The following is a 14,779-nucleotide window of genomic DNA, read 5'->3' as shown; positions in this document are numbered from 1 at the left end:
TGCCGTGAGTGGTGCGTGCCGTTGTTTGAAAAAAGGAAATCAAGCCGCCCAAAAACACAGGCCCGCCTCGAAAGAGGCGGGCCTGCTGCTGAGTGGGGTCTGGAGACATCACACTTTTGGCTGGTCGATCACCAATTTGCCTTCCTTGACCGGAATGGTGGCGCCGGGGGCTTGCTTCATGCGGATCACCCCCTCCTGACCTGCGAGGCGATAGGTCACGTCATAACCAATGGTGTTGACGCTCGTATCCTGTACGGTTTTGCAGCGCTGCTCGGTGGTGGTGTAGGTATCGCCCGCCTGCATATTGCCCTGCACCTGATTGCCGGCATAACCTCCCGCGACCGCCCCGGCGGCGGTAGCCACCTTCTTGCCGCTGCCGCCGCCAAACTGGTGGCCGACCACGCCACCCAGCGCCGCGCCCACCACGGTGCCGAGGATCTTGTGCTCATCCTGTACCGGCTTGCGGTGGGTCACGGTGACGTTGCGACACTCCTGGCGGGGGGTCTTGATGGTCTCGGTGATCGGCTTGCTTGCGATCACCTCAGCAAAGGTGGGCTGGGGTGTAAAGAGGGAGCCGCTGGCCGCCGCCGAGAGCGCCAGGGCCGAGGCGATGCCAATACCGATACCTGCCATCATGGATCTGTTCATTTTATGGTTCTCCTGCATACCCATACGGGCTGTTCCAATCTGGCGCCATCTTGTCATAACCGGTTGGCCGGACAAGGCGAGGGGGATGGGCTTGCGACAGGCACTGGCAAGGTCAAAAAACAGCCACCATGAAAAAGTATCTGGCTTTGGCGACAACGGACTAAAAGTGACCAGTTTCCGACGCATGGCGGGCTTTGCTTTTGTGATAAGGGGCAATTCGAGTCGCAATTTGCAAAGCGGGCGGTGAGCAGAATGCCAGAGTGGCAAAGTGCTGACGGGGACAGGTCAAGGGAGGTCTGAACAAGGGCTCTGTTCGTTGAGATGGCCACGCAAGTGGTTGATAAATGGCTCCAGCCCCATCGGATGTTGGCCGATAAGAGATCACGGCAAGCATTTTGCTTTGATTGGGTGAAGCAGAGGGTGAGCGGGTCGGCAGACAACTGCGTAAGACCTGAAATGAAGAGATTCACCCGAGATCACCGGATCAACGAGGGGGAGATATGTCAATGTTACCCAGCTGGATCACTCCGGCCATCCAGGCCAACATCATCACGGTGCAGCAGGCCGAACGTCTGCTCTCATCCCTCTACCGACCCCTGGCCGAGCAGGGAGAGGAGCTTCCTGCCGATATCGCCGACATCAGCCTTAGACTCTACTGCTTCCGCCAGCAGGGGCGGGTACGCCACTAAGGCTGACAAAAGAACACCCCGCGCCAGGCACGGGGTGTTGTCACTCATATATCAAAGTTCCATCAGGCCAACATCACTTGCGCCACCAGCATCAGGGCGCCAAATCCCAACACAAAGCCCACCATGGGCAGCACGAACTTGACCCACTTGTTGAACTGGATGCCGAGCATCTGCAGAGTGACCAGCACCAGTCCGGTGGGTGCCAGGAACAGCATGGCGTATTGCCCCCAGTTGTAGGCCGATACCACGATATAGCGGGGGATCATCACGGTATCTGCCAGCGGCGCCATGATGGGCATGGAGAGCACTGCGAGCCCCGAGGAGGAGGGCACCACCAGCCCCAGCAGGGTGAACACCAGCATCTGCGCCACCGCGAACACGGCGCCGTGCATGCCGGAGACCAGATCGGAGGCGTAGGCCAGAATGGTGTCCGAGATCATCCCCTGATCCAGTACCAGATTGACCCCCCGCGCCAGCCCGATGATGAGGGAGACGGCCACCAGCTCCGACGCCCCCTGAGTGAAGGCCTCGACCGCCTCTTTCTCTTTGAGACCCGAGATAAAAATGATGATGATGGCGATGGTCAGGAAGGAGGCCGCCATCTGCGGAAACCACCAACCGGCCATGGAGACGCCCCACACCATCAGCGGGAAGGCGAGGATAAACAGGGTCAGAATGATCTTGCGGCGCAGGGTGAAGGGCACCCCTTCGTCCATAGAGCCCTCTTTGAGAAAACGGGCGCGAAAACTCTCTCTGTCCTCATAGGTGTAGGAGAAGGCAGGGTTGGCCTTGATCTTCTTGCAGTACCAGTAGAGATAACTGATCACCACCAGGGTGCCCACCAGACAGCCAATGGCGCGAAAGATCAGCCCCTCGGTAAAGGGAATGCCGGCGGCGTTGGAGGCGATCACAACCGAGAAGGGGTTGATGGTGGAGAAGGTGGTGCCCATGGAGGCGGCAAGGAAGATGGCCCCCACACAGACGATGGAGTCATAGCCGAGCGCAAGAAAGATGGGGACCAGGATGGGATAGAAGGCGACAGCCTCTTCTTCCAGCCCACAGGTGGTGCCCCCCAACGCCATCACAAAGCAGACCAGCGCCACAAACAGGAACTCATTGCCCCGGGTCTTGCGCGAGAGGGCGACCAGCCCGGCATTGAAGGCGCCGGTCTTGTTGATGACGCCGATCAGTCCCCCCAGTACCAGGATGAAGACAATGATGTCGGCCCCCTCTATGGTACCCTTGACCATGCTCACCGCCACGTCGGAAAGCCCCTTGGGCGCTTGGGCCAGTCGCTCATAGGTACCGGGGATAGCGATGGGCTTGCGGATGGTGCCGTTGGTAAATTGCTCCACCGCAATATTGATATTGAGTTTTGCCAGGGCATCCTGGGTTGCGGGAAGTCGGCTTATTTCCCCCTGTGGGCTATTGACCATCAGGCTTTCACTGGCCGGATTATAAGAGAGCTTGGCATAGGCGCCCGCCGGAATTATCCAGGTCAGCGCAATGGCCAGTAACATAATAAGAAACAGAATGGTAAATGCAGTAGGGAATTGTCTGCGTGGTGTGGTATTTGGCACGGCACACATAAAATGCTCCTTGATAAAGCAGGTTTGGGCTCGGCGGAATATCGGGTCGATAGGGTTTCTGCGTCATACATCCAAGGTACGCAAACTCACTGTGTATTGCGTAGTGATTGGCGAGAAATCTGGCCTGATATTGAACATCCGGTAGATTGTTTCACGTTGTAACCGTAACCCGTGCGCGGCTGGATGAACATGGCGCCATGCTCGCTTTATGGGATGGCTCACAGAATTTATTTGTCATGGATTTAACAGCTGGGATGAAATAAAAATTATTATGCAATAACTATTTCAGCTTTTGTTTAACGTGGCTTGCCTTAAATAAAAGTTATGAAAATAGTGCGCGCCGAGATGAATGGAGTGGCATATAAAGCAGCTTTGACGGAATAATATTCCATTATCGTCATATTTCGTTATTCGCCAAAAACAGCCTGTGAAAAAAATGGCACGCTTTCCCGTAATGAAATATTTTTTTTGCAACGAAAACAGGTGGCCCCTGTTGGCAGCAGGATGCCCATGTCGCTTGCTGATCTCTGATTGATCCCAAAACTGCCCGTTTTGTGCCACCTGTGAGGAAGGAATCCGATGACAGTGCAGAACATCTATGAGCGCGACCTTGCCAAAACCGCCGCTAATTTCGAGGCCCTGACCCCCATCAGCTTTCTGGGGCGGGCGGAGCGGGTCTATCCCGACTATCTGGCGCTGATCCACGGCTCGCTACGCCAGAGCTGGGGCGAGACCGCCCGCCGTTGCCGCCAGCTTGCCTCGGCCCTGCGGCTTCACGGTATCGGGGAGGGGGATACCGTCTCCATCGTTGCGCCCAATATCCCGGCGATGTTTGAAGCCCACTTTGGGGTGCCCATGAGCGGCGCCGTGCTCAACACCATCAATACCCGGCTCGATGCCGAGTCGATGACTTTTATCTTTCAGCATGCCCAGAGCAAGGTAGTGCTGGTGGACAGGGAGTTTGGCCCTGTGGTGCGCAAGGCGCTGGATCTGCTGAAGAGCCAGCCGCTGGTCATCGCCATCGACGATCCCCTCTACCGGGAGGGGGCGCTTGTCAGTGACCTCGACTATGAACAGTTCCTTGCGCAAGGGAGTGGCGATGAGCCAGGCTGGTTGCCGCAAGATGAGTGGCAGGCGATATCCCTTAACTACACCTCCGGCACCACCGGCAACCCCAAGGGGGTGGTCTATCACCATCGCGGCGCCCACCTCAACGCCATCAACAACGTGCTCTCCTGGGAGCTGCCCAAACATCCCGTCTACCTCTGGACATTGCCGATGTTTCACTGCAACGGCTGGTGTTTCCCCTGGACGCTGGCGGCCACCGCCGGGGTGAGTATCTGCCTGCGCCATGTGCAGGCGGCCGCCATTTATGAGGCGCTGCACGAGCACAAGGTGAGCCATTTTTGTGCGGCGCCCATCGTGCTCAATATGCTCAACAATGCCGATCCGGCACTCAAGCAGGGGCTGGATCACCCCATCAAGGTGATGACCGCCGGCGCTGCGCCCCCCGCCACCGTGATCGCCGGGATGGAGGCTATGGGGATCGCAGTGACCCACGTCTATGGCCTGACCGAAACCTATGGCCCCTGCGTGTTGTGCGAGCCGCAAAGAAGCTGGCAGGGGCAGGATGCCACTGCGCTCTCCCGCCTCAAGGCGCGCCAGGGGGTTGCGTCACCTCTGCAGGGGGAGATGCGGGTTATCAATCCGGTCAGTGGCGAGCCGGTGGCCAAGGATGGCAAAACCATGGGCGAGATAGTGCTGCGCGGTAATGTGGTGATGAAAGGCTATCTGAAAAATCCGGCGGCCAGCGCCGAGGCGATGGCGGAGGGGTGGTTTCGCAGTGGCGATCTGGCGGTATGGCACCCGGACGGTTATGTGGAGATCAAGGACAGATCCAAGGACATCATCATCTCCGGCGGTGAGAACATCTCCAGTCTGGAGGTGGAAGATGTGCTCTATCGCCATCCCGATGTGGACGAAGCGGCGGTGATCGCCATGCCCGATGAGAAGTGGGGGGAGGTACCCTGCGCCTTCGTGAAATTGAAAGAGGGGCGAGAGACTACCCAGGCGGAGCTGATCGCCTTTTGTCGTGAGCAGATGGCCCACTTCAAGGCCCCCAAACGCATCATCTTCACCCCGCTGCCGAAGACCTCGACCGGCAAGGTGCAAAAATTCGTGCTGCGCAAACAGCTGGGGTAGCCGCCTGTTCGTAAGGAGCCAGCACAGCCATTCATAGGAGGGAGATACAAGGGGTCTGGAGGGCTGCTGGCCCTCCCGTTGTGTGGCTAGGGAGCCTTGCAGGCGACGCAGTTGCGGCCGCTCTGTTTGGCCTGATAGAGCATCTGATCGGCGCGGGCGTAGAGGCTCTCCATCAGCTCCCCTTCGCCATTTTCCACCAGCCCTGCGCTGATGGTGATGACCAGCTTATCCCCATCGGGCAGGGGGAGCGGGCTTTGCATCACCTGCAGGCGCAGCCGCTCGGCCAAGGATGCGGCGGCCAAGAGGGTGGTGTTGGGCAGCAAGATGGCAAACTCGTCACCGCCGATGCGGGCCAGCACATCTTCGCTGCGCAGCACCGATTGCATCACCCTGCCCAGATGCACCAGCGCGCTATCCCCAAGGGGATGGCCGAAGCGATCGTTGATGCACTTGAACTGATCCACATCCAGCACCATCAGCACCGAGGTGAGGTGGTGGCGCATGTCCAGACTGAGGTTCTTCTCGCACAACTCGAAAAAGAAACGGCGGTTGTAGAGACCGGTGAGGCCATCGCGCACCGACTGTTGGTGCAGCTGCTCCTTGAGCTGGTGCAGTTCGGTAATGTCGGAGGAGATACCGATCAGGGTGGGAGTGCCATCCCCCAGCAGAAAGGGCACCTTGACCGACCAGTAGTAGTGCTGATTGCCTTCGGGATCGGTCAGCATCTCTTCCCCGGCTTGCAGCTCGCCGGTTTCGAATACCCGGTTGTCCAGCTGCCACAGCTGGTTGGCTCCGTGTGGGGAGAACAGCTCATTATCGCTGCGGTTGATGATCTGTTCGGCGGGTAAACCGAGCAGGGCACACACCTTCTGATTGACGTAGAGAAAGCGGTGCTGGCTGTCCTTCATATAGATATGGGCATCCACGTTGGCCAGGATGATCTCCAGCAACTGATGCTGCTCGGCCATACGGGCCTCAATCAGCTTGTGTTCCGTGATATCGGTGGAGATGCCGCACAGGCCGATCAGGTTGCCATCCTTGTCATGGATGGGCTTTTTAACGGTCCAGTAGCAGCGCTTTTCCCCGGTGGATTTGAGGTAGTTGATCTCCTCCTGGGCGATGGCGAGTTGCTGCTCCAGTACCAACCGGTCGTTGCGTTGAATGGTGTCGGAGAATTCGAGATCAAAAAAGGCCCGATCATCCTGCCCCTGCAACTCGGCGAGGGTGCAGCCAAAGAGATCCAGCACCGCCTGATTGGCATAGGTGTAACGGCCCGCCAGATCCTTGGTAAACATGTAGGCGTCCGTCTCGTTGAAGATGGCTTTGAGGTGATCCAGCTCATGCTGTAACTGGATAGAGAAGGGTTCATCCTTCATGGGGCTAGCCATCCTTGGGTCGCTACGATGGGTCGGTTGAACAAGACGCGCAACAGAGATCAACAGTTTTAAATAAAGCACCGAACAGGTCAGGTTTCGCGTTTATTTCCGCAAGTTCTGCGCTATGTCACACGATTGTCATCGTTGGTGTGGTCAAAGGAAATCAACTGAGTCTGTGGCTGTGCAGATCACCCTGTTCCCCCCTTTATCAGCCCGGCATCGTTGGTTAGCACCAGAGAAATTAATCGGCAATCAAATACGCCACCCCGAGCGGCAGAAAGGGCAACAAACAGGTCTTTAATCAAACTATTTTCACTGTGCCCCTGATATCATCCTCAGCAACGTAATAAGGAGAGATACGAGATGGCAGTGGCACCGTTTAATTGGGATGACGCAGTTCAGTGGGACGGGCCGGGGGCCATTGCGGGCGGTGAAGAGTTGGCTGGTGATCGGCTGGAACGTGCCCGCTATGCCGAGTTTCTGACCAACTACCTCGCCGCCGAAGGCAAGCAGCGCAACTATGTGCTCAACCTCAATGCCGAATGGGGGGCAGGTAAAACCTGGTTTATCAAGCGCTGGTATATGGAGCTGAAAGCGCACTATCCCACCGTCTATATCGATGCCTGGCAACAGGACTTTTCCGACGATCCCTTATTGACGGTGATTTCGTCGATTATCGAGCAATTGAGAGATGCAACAGGAAATAAGGTTGCAATACCTGATGGCATCAAGTCCAAACTATTGGGTTTGCTCAAGGTGGGCGGAAAATTGGTACTCAAGTCAGCCATTAAAAAAGCTGGACTTGAAGATGGTGACTTTTCTATGGAAGGCGAAGACGCAGATAAGCTGGTTGATACACTGTGCAGCAATCACAAAGAGCGTTATGAATCTATCCAATATCTTAAAAATGAGATCCGGCAATGGGTTGAGGGAGCTGTTGGTTTAAGTGAAAGAGAACTGAACTATCCCGCATTTATTTTGATAGATGAGCTTGATCGTTGTCGCCCTTCCTATGCTGTGGAAATGCTGGAGACTATCAAGCATATATTCGACATTCCTAAAGTTGTTTTTGTATTGGCAACAGATACAGAACAATTGCAGCATGCTATCAAGGTAATATATGGAGATGGATTTGATGCGCAAAATTATTTAGGTCGATTCTTTATGCGTCGTTTTAATCTGCCATTAGTGTCCACAAAGGTATTTATTGAAGAGTATCTTAGTAAAAAAGCTATTGACTTTAATGTTGAGTCATTTTGGCCGATTGATTTCAGTAAAAAGTTGCTTGTTGACATGTTTTTATTGTTTAGTGAAACACATGGTGTTTCACTGCGTAAAATAGAACAGCTTATTGATAGAGTGTTGTCCATTCTTCAGCTTTACAATAAACAACAAAAGTTAAACGCTTATTTTATAGTTTTCTTATGTTTGCAGTATGACATTGATACTGAAGTTTATAAGAATGTAATTAATAAAATGTACACTGACGATCTTGGTGTAGGTAATCAATCGCTAGGAAATGTTCTATCACGATATGATGATGTATCAATAAAGATAAGATTAAATCCTAGTGAGAATTTACCAAGGACCGTTCGTTCACCTGATGGTAATCAGATGGTGTCGACACATTTCTTTCAAGATGATATTTATTCTTGCTCATTGTTGGATGTTATATTTCCAACGTATAAGCACCTCATTAATAAGGTTTTTTGCAAAAATGTAGAACATCAATTGTTTATTGTTGCCGACCGTATGGGGAAAAGTATTAATGTAAATGGGAAAGAGGTTATGACGGTACTATCTCAGAAGGAGCAATCACTGCTGTGTAATGACTTCAAAGTATATCGAAACCTTGTCGAGTTAGCCGTGCATATTGATTGAATAATATCGAGTTAAATGTGCGGGTAGGACCCGCACATTATGAAAAAATATGCTATTTATTATGCCGCTCGTAAAGCCGCTGAACCACATCCTGTAATCCCAGCCCTTCGTTTTGCAGCAGCACGGTCAGGTGGTAGAGCAGATCGGCGGATTCGTTGATAAGCTCCTCCCGATCCTTGGCCATGGCGGCCAGCGCCACTTCGACACCTTCCTCACCGACCTTCTGGGCGATGCGCTTGGTGCCTTTGCCGTAGAGGCTGGCGGTGTAGCTGGTGGCCGGATCGGCCCCTTTGCGAGAAGCCAGTACCTGCTCCAGCTCTGCCAAAAAACCGAGGGGTGGCAGCGGGTGACCATGGAAGCAGGAGGTTGTCCCTTTGTGGCAGGTGGGGCCGACGGGGTTGGCGGCAATCAGCAGGGAATCCTGATCGCAGTCGGTGCTGATGGCCACGAGTTGGAGCATATTGCCCGAGCTTTCACCCTTGGTCCAGAGCCGCTGTTTGCTGCGGCTAAAGAAGGTGACCTGACCGGTAGTCTGGGTCTTTTCCAGCGCTTCACGGGTCATAAAGCCCTGCATCAGCACCTCGCCGCTGGCGGCGTGCTGGACGATGGCGGGGATCATGCCATCGCACTTTTCCCAGTCGAGTTGTTCGGCGAGGGGGCGCGCGCTGGCGGTTGCTTGTGTGTTATCTGAGAAGTTATTCACGGATGGCGACTCCTTCGGTTTTCAGCCAGCGTTTCAATTCGGGAATGGGGATAAGGCCCTTGTGGAATACAGAGGCGGCCAGCGCCCCGTCCACATCGGCGAGGGTAAAGGCATCGCGAAAGTGCTCCATGGCACCGGCGCCGCCGGAGGCGATCAGCGGCACCTTGCAGACGCTGCGTACCAGCTTGAGCTGGTCGAGATCATAACCTTGGCGCATGCCGTCCTGATTCATCACGTTCAGCACGATTTCGCCCGCGCCGCGTTTTTGCACCTCCTGCACCCAATCGAGGGTGTGCCAAGCGGTGGTGCGGGTGCGACTCTCGTCGCCGGTAAACTGTTTGACCTGATAGTGGCCCGTGTCGGCGTCGAAGTAGGAGTCAATGCCCACCACCACGCACTGCACGCCAAAGCGCTCGGCCAGTCGGCTGATAAGCGTCGGGTCGGCCAGCGCAGGGGAGTTGATGGAGACCTTGTCGGCGCCAAATTCGAGGATCTGGCGGGCATCCTCAACGCTTTTGATGCCACCGGCGACGCAGAAGGGGATATCGATCACCTCTGCCACCCGGCTCACCCAGCTCTTGTCCACTACCCGGGCATCGCTGGAGGCGGTGATGTCATAGAACACCAGCTCGTCAGCGCCCTCTTCGGCGTAGCGGCGCGCCAGTTCGACAATGCCGCCCATCACCTCGTGATTGCGAAACTGCACCCCTTTGACCACCACGCCATCTTTCACATCGAGGCAGGGGATAATGCGTCTTGCCAGCATCAGTTGCCTCCTGTGGTATCGGCTGCGGGGGCTTGCCAGCAGGCGATGGCGTCACCCACCGAGAATTTGCCCTCCAGCAGAGCGCGGCCAAGGATAATCCCCTTGACGCCGGAGCCCTTGAGCGCCTCGATATCCGCGATGCCGCCAATGCCGCCGGAGGCCTGAAAGGCGACGCTCGGATAACAGGCGCAGAGATCCCGATAGAGTTCGATGTTGGTGCCAGCCAGGGTGCCGTCACGGCTGATGTCGGTGCAGAGCACATGCTTGAGCCCGGCGGGGAGGAAGCGTTCGATGAGCGCCTCGATGGTCACGCCGCTGTTCTCCTGCCAGCCTGCCACCGCGATATGGCGATTGCCCTGTTCATCGATATTGACGTCCAGCGCCAGCACGATCTGCTCGGGGCCATATTTCTCCATCCAGCTCGCCACCAGATCCGGGGATTTGACGGCGGTGGAGCCGATCACCACCCGGCTGGCACCGGCGGCCAGCAGATCCGCCACATCCTGTTCGGTGCGCACGCCGCCGCCGACCTGCACTGGCGCTTCGGTGGCTGACAGCAGTTGGGTCAGCAGGGGCAGCTGGCGCGCCTTGGCATCCTTGGCACCGTCCAGATCCACCAGATGGAGCTGCACCGCCCCCTGGGAGACATATTCATCGAAGCGGGCCTGCGGGCTGCTGCTGTATTCGGTCTTCTGGTCGTAGTCCCCCTGATAGAGGCGAACTACCTGACCGTTGATAAGGTCAATTGCGGGAATGATCATGCTAGTCACAGCTCCAGAAAATTTTGCAGCAAACGGGCACCGGCTGCGCCTGAGCGCTCCGGGTGGAATTGGGCGCCGAAGAAGTTGCTGTGCTCTGCAACCCCACCGACGATGGCGGTAAACGGCTGGCCGTAGTCACAGGTCGCCAGCGTTGCTTCTGTCACCTCCAGCGCATAGGAGTGAACGAAGTAGAAGTAGCTGCCGCTCGGGATCCCTTTGAGCAGAGGATGGCTCTCGTCATGCTCAATCTGGTTCCAGCCCATATGGGGCAGGCGCAGATTACCCACCTCCATCAGCCGGATCTTGCCCGGCACTATGCCAAGGCAGTCGATAAGCCGCGCTGACGAGTCATCCGTACCCATGCTCTCTTCGGAGGCCTCCGCCAGCATCTGCATGCCGAGACAAAAGCCCAGCAGCGGCTGCTTGGCGGCGCGAATGAGCGGCACAAGCCCCCGTTCATTGAGGTTTTTCATGGCGGCCACCGCAGTGCCGACACCGGGCAGGATCAGCTTGTCCGCCTGCTCGATATCGGCCGCCACGCTTGAGACCAGCGGCTGCACGCCGAGGCGCTCGAACGCCATTCTGACCGAGGCCAGGTTAGCGCAGCCGGTATCGATAATGACCAGCTTCTGCTTGCTCACATCCATCACAGCACTCCCTTGCTGGAGGGAAGCTCGCTCCCTTCCACCCGAATGGCCTGACGCAGGGCGCGGCCAAAGCCTTTGAACAGTGCTTCCACTTGATGGTGGGTGTTGCCGCTGCCCACCTTCATCTGCAATGTGATGGCCATGGCGTCCGACAGCGAGCGGAAGAAGTGGGGCACCATCTCGGTGGCCATCTCGCCCACCTTGTCGCGGCCAAAGCCGCTCGGGCAGTCAAACACGAAGTAGGGGCGACCGCTGAGATCCAGTGCTGTGCTCACTTCCTGCTCGGTCAGCGGACGCGCATCGATCACCGCCTGTACCTCGTCCATCGCCAGCACGAAGCCGAAACGGCCGATACCGCGCTTGTTGCCAAGGGCCTGACGCAGCGCCTGACCCAGCGCCAGTCCGACGTCTTCCACCGTGTGGTGATCGTCGATATGCAGATCGCCGCTGACGTTCAGCTTGAGCAGGAAACCGGCGTGGGTGGCAATTTGATCCAGCATGTGATCAAAGAAGCCGATGCCGGTGGCGATCTGGTTGCCGCCGCTCTTGTCCAAATCTAGGGCCACCTTAATACGGGTCTCCTTGGTGTAGCGCTCTACCGAGGCTACGCGCCCCTTGGACAGTAGCTGATCACGGATGGCGAGCCAGTCGTGATCCTGCGGGTGGTAGCGAATACCGCCAATGCCCATGTTCTCGGCCAGCTGCAGATCGGTCTGGCGATCGCCAATCACGAAGGAGTTGGTAAAGTCGATGCGACCCGAGGCGAGATACTCCTTCACCAGCCCGAGGTGGGGCTTGCGGCAGCTGCAACCGTCGGTGGGGAAGTGTGGACAGATCAGCACCTGCTCCCACTTCACCCCTTGCGATTCAAACAGGTGCATCATCAGGTCGTGTGGCGGCTGGAAGTTCTCCAGCGGCAGGCTGGCGGTGCCCAGCCCATCCTGATTGGTCACCATCACCAGCACGTAGCCTGCGGCCTGCAACTCGCGCAGCACCGGAATGACCATGGGCTCGAAGCGCAGCTTGGCGAGGCTATCCACCTGCTTGTCGGTCACCGGCTCTTCAATCAGGGTGCCGTCGCGGTCGATAAACAAAAACGGGGTCTTCATCGCTACATCCTTGTCTTAAAAAGAGGGAGAGGGCAGGTCACGCAATACCGCCAACACGGCATCCATCTCGCCCTGATAGCCGATGGTGACGCGAATGCTGTTATCAAGGCCGGGTTTGGTCGAGAAATCCCGCAAGATGATGCCGGCAGCCTTCATGGCGGCAAAGACGGCGGCGCCATCCACAAAGCGCACCAGCACGAAGTTGCCCTTGTCTTCGAATACTTCCTTCACGCAGGCAAGCGTTGTCAGCTCTGCCTTGAAAGCGGCTTTTTGCTTGTTGAGCTCTATTACTCGCTCGCGCATCAGCTCCAGCCCCATGGGGGAGAGGGCCTGCGCCGCGATCTGGGCGATGGGCTCGGGGATGGGATAGGGGGCGATCACCTTGGTTAGCATGGCGATCACCTCGGGGCTTGCCAGCGTAAAGCCGCAGCGGATCCCCGCCAGGGCAAAAGCCTTGGAGAGGGTGCGGGTCACCACCAGATTGGGGAAGCGGGCCAGCAGGTCCACTACGGATGCTTCCGGGAAGAAGTCGATATAGGCTTCGTCCACCACCACGATGGCGCGATCCCGGGCTTTCTCCAGCAGGGCGATGAGGCCGTCGCGACCCACCAGATCCCCGGTGGGGTTGTTGGGGGAGCAGAGAAACACCAGCTTCACGTCACTGAGGCGATCAGCGATGGCAGGCCAGTCGGGCTGGCGGCTGGCGGTCAGCGGCTGTTCGACGATGCCAACGCCACAGGTCTCGGCGCTGATGGCGTACATGCCGTAAGTGGGCGGGCAGATGAGGATCTGATCTTCACCCGCTTCGCAGAAGGTGCGAATAAGCAGCTCGATGGCCTCGTCGGCGCCACGGCTCACCAGCACCTGATCGGGATTGACCCCGGCATAGGCGGCATAGCTGTTCACCACCTCGGCCGGTTGGCACTCGGGGTAGCGGTTGAGGCGGCTCCCCTCGATGGTGAAGGGATAGGCCAGTGGCGCCTCGTTGGCGTTGAGCCAGACGTGGCCCTTGCCGCCGATGCGGCGGGCGGATTGATAGGGGGTGAGGGCCCGCACCACGCGGCGCGCCAGGTTGGCAATGCTCATGACAAATCCTTCTGCTGTGCTGTTTGTTGGGACGCGGCGGCCAGGGCGTTCAACCTGAGGGTGACGGCGTTCTTGTGGCCATCGAGCCCTTCGGCCTGGGCGATACGCTCGACGATGGGACCAAGGCCGCGAATACCTTCGGCGCTCAGCTCCTGCACCGTGTAGCGGCGCTGATAATCGGCGAGGCCCAGGCTTGAGCAGGTGCGGGCATAGCCGTAGGTGGGCAGGGTGTGGTTGGTGCCGCTGGCGTAATCGCCAACCGATTCCGGTGTCCATGCCCCGAGGAAGATGGAGCCGGCATTCTCAAGCTGATCCAGCAGATCGCGCGGGGCGCGGGTCTGCACGATCAGGTGTTCCGGTGCATAGGCGTTGGAGATGGTGCAGGCTTCTGCCAGATTCTCACAGAGGATCACCAGACTGCTGCCGAGTGCCTGCGCGGCGATATCCCGGCGGCTTAACTTGGCCAGCTGGCTCTTGATTTCTCCTGCGATGGCATCGGCCAGCAGCGGCGAGGTGGTCACCAGCACCACCTGACTGTCGGGGCCGTGCTCGGCCTGGGAGAGCAGATCCGCCGCTACGAAGACGGGGTTGGCGCTCTCGTCGGCAATCACCAGCACCTCGGAGGGGCCGGCGGGCATGTCGATGGCGGCGCCGCGCCAGTCGCGGGATACCTGCCCCTTGGCTTCGGTCACATAGGCGTTGCCCGGGCCGAAGATCTTGTCCACTTTGGGAATGCTCTCTGTGCCGTACGCCATGGCGGCGATGGCCTGGGCGCCGCCAATGGCGAACACCTTCTCGACGCCGCAGGCGCGGGCGGCAAACAGGATCTCGTCGCTGGCGGGGGACGGGGTGCAGAGCACCACTTCACGGCAACCGGCGATAGCTGCTGGAATGGCCAGCATCATCACGGTGGAGGGGAGCGGTGCGCTGCCCCCCGGCACATAGAGACCGACCCGGCTGATGGGCTGGGTGTGCAGCTCGCACACCACCCCGGGCTGGGTTTCCACCCGCACTACCTGCAGCAGTTGCGCGGCGTGGAAGGTGCGAATATTGGCAATCGCCGCTTCGATGGCGCTTTTTATCTCGCCATCCAGCCGTGCGCAGGCGGCTTCAATCTCATCCTCGCTGACGCGCAGCTGTTCACGGGGGGCGCGCTCGAAGCGCTGGCTCAGCTCGCGCAGGGCATCATCGCCACGGCTTCGCACCGCTGCGATGATCTCTTTGACCACGGCGCCGATATCGGCCTCGTCATTGAGAGCGGGCCGGGTCAGTACATCGGCCTGCTGGGCGGGGGAGAGGGTCTTCCAGATCAAGGTCTGCAT

At 57.8% G+C, this 14,779-nt stretch carries 13 protein-coding genes; 3 read left to right on the top strand and 10 right to left on the bottom strand.

What is annotated here, in order from left to right:
* Window positions 1-108 precede the first annotated feature (108 nt).
* Window positions 109-648: a glycine zipper 2TM domain-containing protein gene (locus G5253_RS06085; protein ID WP_088868906.1), complete on the bottom strand. Its 540-nt coding sequence runs from the start codon at window positions 646-648 to the stop codon at window positions 109-111.
* A gap of 500 nt (window positions 649-1,148) precedes the next feature.
* On the opposite strand from G5253_RS06085, the gene G5253_RS06080 reads away from it, so the two are divergent.
* Window positions 1,149-1,337: a hypothetical protein gene (locus G5253_RS06080; protein ID WP_266134681.1), complete on the top strand. Its 189-nt coding sequence runs from the start codon at window positions 1,149-1,151 to the stop codon at window positions 1,335-1,337.
* Window positions 1,338-1,399: 62 nt separating this feature from the next.
* On the opposite strand, the gene G5253_RS06075 is transcribed toward G5253_RS06080, so the two are convergent.
* Window positions 1,400-2,926, bottom strand: coding sequence for a YfcC family protein (locus G5253_RS06075; RefSeq protein ID WP_266134680.1), 1,527 nt, complete (start codon window positions 2,924-2,926; stop codon window positions 1,400-1,402).
* Between the two features lie 579 nt (window positions 2,927-3,505).
* Between G5253_RS06075 and G5253_RS06070 the strand changes: the two genes are divergently transcribed.
* Window positions 3,506-5,128, top strand: a complete 1,623-nt coding sequence (locus tag G5253_RS06070; protein WP_266134679.1) for an acyl-CoA synthetase — start codon at window positions 3,506-3,508, stop codon at window positions 5,126-5,128.
* An 86-nt stretch (window positions 5,129-5,214) separates the two neighbouring features.
* On the opposite strand, the gene G5253_RS06065 is transcribed toward G5253_RS06070, so the two are convergent.
* On the bottom strand, window positions 5,215-6,504 hold the full coding sequence (locus G5253_RS06065) for a sensor domain-containing diguanylate cyclase (RefSeq protein WP_266134678.1): 1,290 nt from the start codon (window positions 6,502-6,504) through the stop codon (window positions 5,215-5,217).
* 363 nt (window positions 6,505-6,867) lie between these two features.
* On the opposite strand from G5253_RS06065, the gene G5253_RS06060 reads away from it, so the two are divergent.
* A complete protein-coding gene (locus tag G5253_RS06060) occupies window positions 6,868-8,385 on the top strand; it encodes a KAP family P-loop NTPase fold protein (RefSeq protein WP_266134677.1) in 1,518 nt (505 codons plus the stop codon).
* Between the two features lie 52 nt (window positions 8,386-8,437).
* Here G5253_RS06060 and hisIE read toward each other — a convergent pair whose 3' ends face one another.
* The 7 genes from hisIE to hisD are packed head-to-tail and all read right to left on the bottom strand — an operon-like array spanning window position 8,438 to window position 14,779.
* On the bottom strand, window positions 8,438-9,088 hold the full coding sequence (gene hisIE / locus G5253_RS06055) for a bifunctional phosphoribosyl-AMP cyclohydrolase/phosphoribosyl-ATP diphosphatase HisIE (RefSeq protein WP_266134676.1): 651 nt from the start codon (window positions 9,086-9,088) through the stop codon (window positions 8,438-8,440).
* Window positions 9,081-9,854, bottom strand: coding sequence for an imidazole glycerol phosphate synthase subunit HisF (hisF, locus tag G5253_RS06050; RefSeq protein ID WP_139429206.1), 774 nt, complete (start codon window positions 9,852-9,854; stop codon window positions 9,081-9,083). Before hisF ends, hisIE begins: the two co-directional genes overlap by 8 nt.
* On the bottom strand, window positions 9,854-10,615 hold the full coding sequence (hisA, locus tag G5253_RS06045) for a 1-(5-phosphoribosyl)-5-[(5-phosphoribosylamino)methylideneamino]imidazole-4-carboxamide isomerase (protein WP_144713308.1): 762 nt from the start codon (window positions 10,613-10,615) through the stop codon (window positions 9,854-9,856). Before hisA ends, hisF begins: the two co-directional genes overlap by 1 nt.
* Window positions 10,616-10,620: 5 nt before the next feature.
* On the bottom strand, window positions 10,621-11,262 hold the full coding sequence (gene hisH, locus G5253_RS06040; protein ID WP_144713306.1) for an imidazole glycerol phosphate synthase subunit HisH: 642 nt from the start codon (window positions 11,260-11,262) through the stop codon (window positions 10,621-10,623).
* Window positions 11,262-12,371: a bifunctional histidinol-phosphatase/imidazoleglycerol-phosphate dehydratase HisB gene (gene hisB, locus G5253_RS06035; RefSeq protein WP_266134675.1), complete on the bottom strand. Its 1,110-nt coding sequence runs from the start codon at window positions 12,369-12,371 to the stop codon at window positions 11,262-11,264. Before hisB ends, hisH begins: the two co-directional genes overlap by 1 nt.
* Window positions 12,372-12,386: 15 nt before the next feature.
* Window positions 12,387-13,457 carry a histidinol-phosphate transaminase gene (gene hisC, locus G5253_RS06030; protein ID WP_266134674.1) on the bottom strand — a complete coding sequence of 357 codons (1,071 nt, stop codon included), beginning with the start codon at window positions 13,455-13,457 and terminating at the stop codon, window positions 12,387-12,389.
* Window positions 13,454-14,779 (bottom strand): histidinol dehydrogenase, encoded by a 1,326-nt coding sequence (gene hisD / locus G5253_RS06025; protein ID WP_266134673.1) that lies wholly within the window; start codon window positions 14,777-14,779, stop codon window positions 13,454-13,456. The genes hisC and hisD overlap by 4 nt, the downstream gene beginning before the upstream one ends.

The organism is Aeromonas sp. 602658 (assembly GCF_049173005.1).
Lineage (GTDB): Bacteria > Pseudomonadota > Gammaproteobacteria > Enterobacterales > Aeromonadaceae > Aeromonas > Aeromonas veronii_A.
The sequence above is the reverse complement of the archived record's forward strand: the minus strand, read 5'-3'. Positions and strand labels throughout refer to the sequence as shown.

Bases quoted from the DNA above. Each gene is read 5' to 3' on its own strand.
- hisH (WP_144713306.1), bottom strand. From the start codon at position 11,262: ATGGATGTGAGCAAGCAGAAGCTGGTCATTATCGATACCGGCTGCGCT.
- G5253_RS06085 (WP_088868906.1), bottom strand. From the start codon at position 648: ATGAACAGATCCATGATGGCAGGTATCGGTATTGGCATCGCCTCGGCC.
- G5253_RS06060 (WP_266134677.1), top strand. From the start codon at position 6,868: ATGGCAGTGGCACCGTTTAATTGGGATGACGCAGTTCAGTGGGACGGG.
- hisD (WP_266134673.1), bottom strand. From the start codon at position 14,779: ATGCAGACCTTGATCTGGAAGACCCTCTCCCCCGCCCAGCAGGCCGAT.
- G5253_RS06070 (WP_266134679.1), top strand. From the start codon at position 3,506: ATGACAGTGCAGAACATCTATGAGCGCGACCTTGCCAAAACCGCCGCT.
- hisA (WP_144713308.1), bottom strand. From the start codon at position 10,615: ATGATCATTCCCGCAATTGACCTTATCAACGGTCAGGTAGTTCGCCTC.
- G5253_RS06065 (WP_266134678.1), bottom strand. From the start codon at position 6,504: ATGAAGGATGAACCCTTCTCTATCCAGTTACAGCATGAGCTGGATCAC.
- G5253_RS06075 (WP_266134680.1), bottom strand. From the start codon at position 2,926: ATGTGTGCCGTGCCAAATACCACACCACGCAGACAATTCCCTACTGCA.
- hisF (WP_139429206.1), bottom strand. From the start codon at position 9,854: ATGCTGGCAAGACGCATTATCCCCTGCCTCGATGTGAAAGATGGCGTG.
- hisB (WP_266134675.1), bottom strand. From the start codon at position 12,371: ATGAAGACCCCGTTTTTGTTTATCGACCGCGACGGCACCCTGATTGAA.
- hisC (WP_266134674.1), bottom strand. From the start codon at position 13,457: ATGAGCATTGCCAACCTGGCGCGCCGCGTGGTGCGGGCCCTCACCCCC.
- G5253_RS06080 (WP_266134681.1), top strand. From the start codon at position 1,149: ATGTCAATGTTACCCAGCTGGATCACTCCGGCCATCCAGGCCAACATC.